We start from the raw sequence: 4524 nt of genomic DNA on the forward strand, positions 1-4524 counted from the left end.
CTGATGGCTGGTTTGCGCGAGGCTATACAACAGGGTAAATTGGCCGCCTTTGTCGATGCCTTCTACGCCAAGCGCGGACTTCCCGTGCCGCCCTTGGACTGAGTTTTCTGACCCCAAGATTCAACATTTGCAACTGGAGTGCTAAATGAGCTTTTTTATCTCTAACGCCATGGCCGACGCGGCTGCACCGGCAGCAGCGCCAATGGGCGGCGGCTTCGAGTGGATTTTCCTGGTCGGCTTCCTGGTCATCTTCTACCTGATGATCTGGCGTCCGCAGGCCAAGCGCGCCAAAGAGCAGAAAAACCTGCTGAACAGCCTGCAGAAGGGTGACGAAGTGGTCACCACCGGCGGCATCGCCGGCAAGATCACCAAAGTGGCCGACGATTTCGTGGTGCTGGAAGTGTCCGACACCGTGGAAATGAAGTTCCAGAAGGGCGCGATCGCCGCCACGCTGCCAAAAGGCACGCTCAAAGCGATCTAAGTTTCAACTTCTACTCAATCGACGGGGCGCGCAAGGCGCCCCGCGTCATAGCGGGCGGCGTGATGCTGAACAAATATCCTCTGTGGAAATACATTCTGATCCTGGCGGTGCTGGCGATCGGTCTGATTTATTCCGCTCCCAATCTGTACCCCGATGACCCGGCCATTCAGATCAGCGGCGCCAGTACGGCCCTGCAGGTCAACCAGGCCGACCTGGATCGTGCAGGTACTGCGCTCAAGGAGTCCGGGATCGCCGTCAAGGCCGCGAGCCTGTCTGCGAACGGCAAGGGCGGCCTGATCCGCCTGACCAAGGCTGAAGACCAGCTGCCGGCCAAGGACGTGGTGCGCAAGGCATTGGGTGACGACTACGTCGTTGCGCTGAACCTGGCCCAGACCACCCCGCAGTGGCTGCGCAACCTGGCTGCGCACCCGATGAAGCTGGGCCTTGACCTGTCCGGCGGCGTGCACTTCCTGCTGGAAGTGGACATGGACAAAGCCATCGACGCTCGCCTGAAAATCTACGAAGGCGAAGTCAAGAGCCTGCTTCGCAAAGAGAAGCTGCGCTACCGCAGCCTGCCGCAACTGGGCGGCGCCATCCAGCTGGGCTTCAGCGACGATGCGTCCCGCGAACAGGCCCGCGCGCTGATCCGCAAGAGCTTCAACGATTTCGACATTGTTCCGGCCGACCTCAACGGCCAGCCGGTGCTGCGTCTGGCGATGACCCCGGCCAAGCTGGTGGAAATCCGCGAATACTCCATCAAGCAGAACCTGACCACGGTGCGTAACCGCGTCAACGAGCTGGGTGTTGCCGAACCGATCGTCCAGCGTCAGGGCGCCAACCGTATCGTGGTTGAGCTGCCGGGCGTGCAGGACACCGCCGAAGCCAAGCGGATCCTGGGCAAGACGGCCAACCTCGAGTTCCGTCTGGCCGCCGAGCCGGGTGCTTCGAAAGCCACTTCCGAGACCTTCGAGTTCCGCGAGGGCAAGCGTCCTCCGGCACAGATCGAGCGCAGCCTGATCATCACCGGTGACCAGGTGACCGACGCCAAGGCCGGTTTCGGCGAACACGGCACCCCTGAAGTGAACATCCGCCTGGACGGTCACGGCGGCGAGCTGATGAGCCGTGCGACCCGCAGCAACGTCGGCCGCAGCATGGCGGTGATCTTCATCGAGCAGCGTCCGGTCACCACCTACACCAAGCAGGTGGTCGACGGCGTCGAGAAAGACGTGGCGGTGCAGTCCTTCAAGGAAGAGAAGAAGATCATCAGCCTGGCGACCATCCAGTCGCCGCTGGGCGCGCAGTTCCGCATCACCGGCCTGAACGGCCAGGGCGAGTCGTCCGAGCTGGCGCTGCTGCTGCGTGCCGGCGGCCTGGCCGCACCGATGTACTTCGCCGAAGAGCGCACCATCGGCCCGAGCCTGGGCGCGGACAACATCACCAAGGGCATCGACGCTTCTCTGTGGGGCATGCTGTTCGTCTCGCTGTTCATCATCGCCATCTACCGGTTCTTCGGCCTGATCGCCACCGTCGCGCTGGCCGTGAACATGGTGATGCTGCTGGCGCTGATGTCGCTGCTGGGTGCGACGCTGACCCTGCCGGGCATCGCCGGCATCGTGTTGACCATGGGCATGGCGGTCGACGCCAACGTGCTGATCTTCTCGCGGATCCGCGAAGAGATCGCCGCCGGCATGACCGTGCAGCGCGCCATCAACGAAGGCTTCGGCCGGGCGTTCACCGCGATCCTCGACGCCAACCTGACCACCTTGCTGGTCGGCGGCATCCTCTTCGCCATGGGCACCGGCCCGGTGAAGGGCTTTGCGGTGACCATGTCCCTCGGGATCTTTACCTCGATGTTCACGGCCATCATGGTGACCCGCGCGATGGTCAACCTGATCTTCGGCGGTCGTGACTTCAAGAAGTTGTGGATTTAAGGGGCTGCCATGTTACGTACTATCAACTTCATGGGCGTTCGCAACTTCGCGTTCGGCGTCACATTGTTCCTGACGGCCCTGGCCTTGTTCAGCGTGTTCCACAAGGGCATGAACTGGGGCCTGGACTTCACCGGCGGTACGCTCATCGAGCTGACCTACGAGCGTCCGGCCGACGTCACCAAGGTGCGCGAGCAACTGACGACGGCCGGTTACCACGAAGCCGTCGTGCAGAACTTCGGCGCGACCACCGACCTGCTGGTGCGCATGCCGGGCGAAGACCCGCAACTGGGCCATCAGGTGGCCGAAGCGCTGCAGAAGGTCGGCGGTGAGAACCCGGCGACCGTCAAGCGCGTCGAGTTCGTGGGCCCGCAGGTGGGCGAGGAGCTGCGTGACCAGGGCGGCCTGGGCATGCTGCTGGCGCTCGGCGGCATCCTGCTCTACCTGGCTTTCCGCTTCCAGTGGAAATTCGCGGTCGGTGCCATCGTCTCGCTGATCCACGACGTGATCGTGACCATCGGTATCCTTTCGTTCTTCCAGATCACCTTCGACCTGACGGTGCTGGCGGCGGTGCTGGCGATCATCGGTTACTCGCTCAACGACACCATCGTGGTGTTCGACCGGGTCCGCGAGAACTTCCGTGTGCTGCGCAAGGCCAACCTGATCGAGAACATCAACATCTCGACCACCCAGACCCTGCTGCGCACCATGGCGACCTCGATCTCGACGTTGCTGGCGATCGCGGCGCTGCTGTTCTTCGGCGGCGACAACCTGTTCGGCTTCTCCATCGCCCTGTTCATCGGTGTTCTGGCGGGTACCTACTCGTCGATCTACATCGCCAACGTGGTGCTGATCTGGCTGAACCTGACCAGCGAAGACCTGATCCCTCCGGCCAACACCGACAAGGAAATCGACGACCGTCCTTGAGGCCGGCTTCTCCCGACGGTGTCACCCGAAAAAGGCGCGAGTTGAACTCGCGCCTTTTTTCATGCTCCAAGGCTGGGAGAAGCGCGGGCAAGCCCCGCATGTGATGGTCAGGAGGTTCATGTGAACAAGTCGTTGCTGGTTGGTGCGGTATTGGGTGCTGTCGGTGTGACCGCCGGGGGTGCTGTTGCTACCTACAGCCTGGTGAAAAGCGGCCCTGAGTACGCGCAAGTGCTGGCCGTAGAGCCGGTCAAGACGCAGATCAAGACTCCACGTGAAGTGTGCAAGGACGTCACCGTGACCCGTCAGGCACCGGTGAAGGATCAGCATCAGATCGCCGGTACGGTGGTCGGTGCGCTGGCCGGCGGCCTTTTGGGCAACCAGATCGGCGGCGGCACCGGCAAGAAGATCGCCACGGTGGCCGGTGCGGTCGGCGGCGGTTACGCCGGCAACAAGGTGCAGGAAGGCATGCAGGAGCGTGACACCTACACCACGACGCAGACGCGCTGCAACACCGTGAATGACATCAGTGACAAGGTCGTTGGCTACGACGTTCGCTATTCGCTGGACGGCAAGGAAGGCAAAGTGCGGATGGATCGGGATCCGGGCAACCAGATTCCGGTGGACAAGGAAGGCAAGCTGATCCTGTCCCAGGCCCAGCCCGGGCAGTGATCAAACATGAAAAGCACCCTACGGGGTGCTTTTTTGTGCCTGTCGTTCGGGTTGTGCTGGTGGCGGTGGCGTTCCCTTTAGGTGTCTGGGCTGACACCATCGCCAGCAGGCTGGCTCCCGCATGAGGTGTGGTGGCGGGCATAAAAAAAGCACCCCGAAGGGTGCTTTTTTCATATTGCGCAGCGCTTAACGCTTCATCGAAGCCGGCAGGTGCGGCTGGATGGCCGTCAGCACGGCCTTGAAGCATTTGGTGTTGCCGGCGACGACGTGGCCTTTCTCCAGGAAGTCGTGACCGCCGGTGAAGTCGCTCACCAGGCCGCCTGCTTCCTGAATCAGCAGGGCGCCGGCCGCCATGTCCCACTCGGACAGGCCCGATTCCCAGAACGCGTCGAAACGACCGGCGGCCACGTAGGCCAGATCCAGGCTCGCCGAGCCTGCGCGGCGGATGCCGGCGGTCTGGCCCACCAGGGCGTGCGGATCCTTGGCCGCCTGGCGCAGCAGGTCCACCACCGGCGTGAA

Annotated in this window: 6 protein-coding genes; 5 read left to right on the top strand and 1 reads right to left on the bottom strand. The window is 62.7% G+C overall.

The genetic code is table 11. The features are described 5' to 3' along the window. From ACIP0B_RS27975 to ACIP0B_RS27995, 5 genes are all read left to right on the top strand, one after another. A partial coding sequence (locus ACIP0B_RS27975) for a hypothetical protein (RefSeq protein ID WP_400838351.1) occupies positions 1 to 102 on the top strand: 102 nt, incomplete at its 5' end. A 43-nt stretch (positions 103 to 145) separates the two neighbouring features. Further along, positions 146 to 481, top strand: a complete 336-nt coding sequence (gene yajC, locus ACIP0B_RS27980) for a preprotein translocase subunit YajC (protein WP_065257675.1) — start codon at positions 146 to 148, stop codon at positions 479 to 481. 62 nt (positions 482 to 543) lie between these two features. Next, positions 544 to 2412 carry a protein translocase subunit SecD gene (gene secD, locus ACIP0B_RS27985; RefSeq protein WP_085586632.1) on the top strand — a complete coding sequence of 623 codons (1869 nt, stop codon included), beginning with the start codon at positions 544 to 546 and terminating at the stop codon, positions 2410 to 2412. A 9-nt stretch (positions 2413 to 2421) separates the two neighbouring features. Beyond that, positions 2422 to 3336 (top strand): protein translocase subunit SecF, encoded by a 915-nt coding sequence (gene secF / locus ACIP0B_RS27990; RefSeq protein ID WP_085586633.1) that lies wholly within the window; start codon positions 2422 to 2424, stop codon positions 3334 to 3336. Between the two features lie 120 nt (positions 3337 to 3456). Beyond that, positions 3457 to 4005, top strand: coding sequence for a glycine zipper 2TM domain-containing protein (locus ACIP0B_RS27995; RefSeq protein ID WP_085586634.1), 549 nt, complete (start codon positions 3457 to 3459; stop codon positions 4003 to 4005). Between the two features lie 186 nt (positions 4006 to 4191). Here ACIP0B_RS27995 and ACIP0B_RS28000 read toward each other — a convergent pair. Then, a partial coding sequence (locus ACIP0B_RS28000; protein ID WP_400838348.1) for an inositol monophosphatase family protein occupies positions 4192 to 4524 on the bottom strand: 333 nt, incomplete at its 5' end.

This window comes from Pseudomonas sp. NPDC089534 (assembly GCF_044749305.1).
In the GTDB taxonomy this organism is placed as follows: domain Bacteria; phylum Pseudomonadota; class Gammaproteobacteria; order Pseudomonadales; family Pseudomonadaceae; genus Aquipseudomonas; species Aquipseudomonas ekonensis.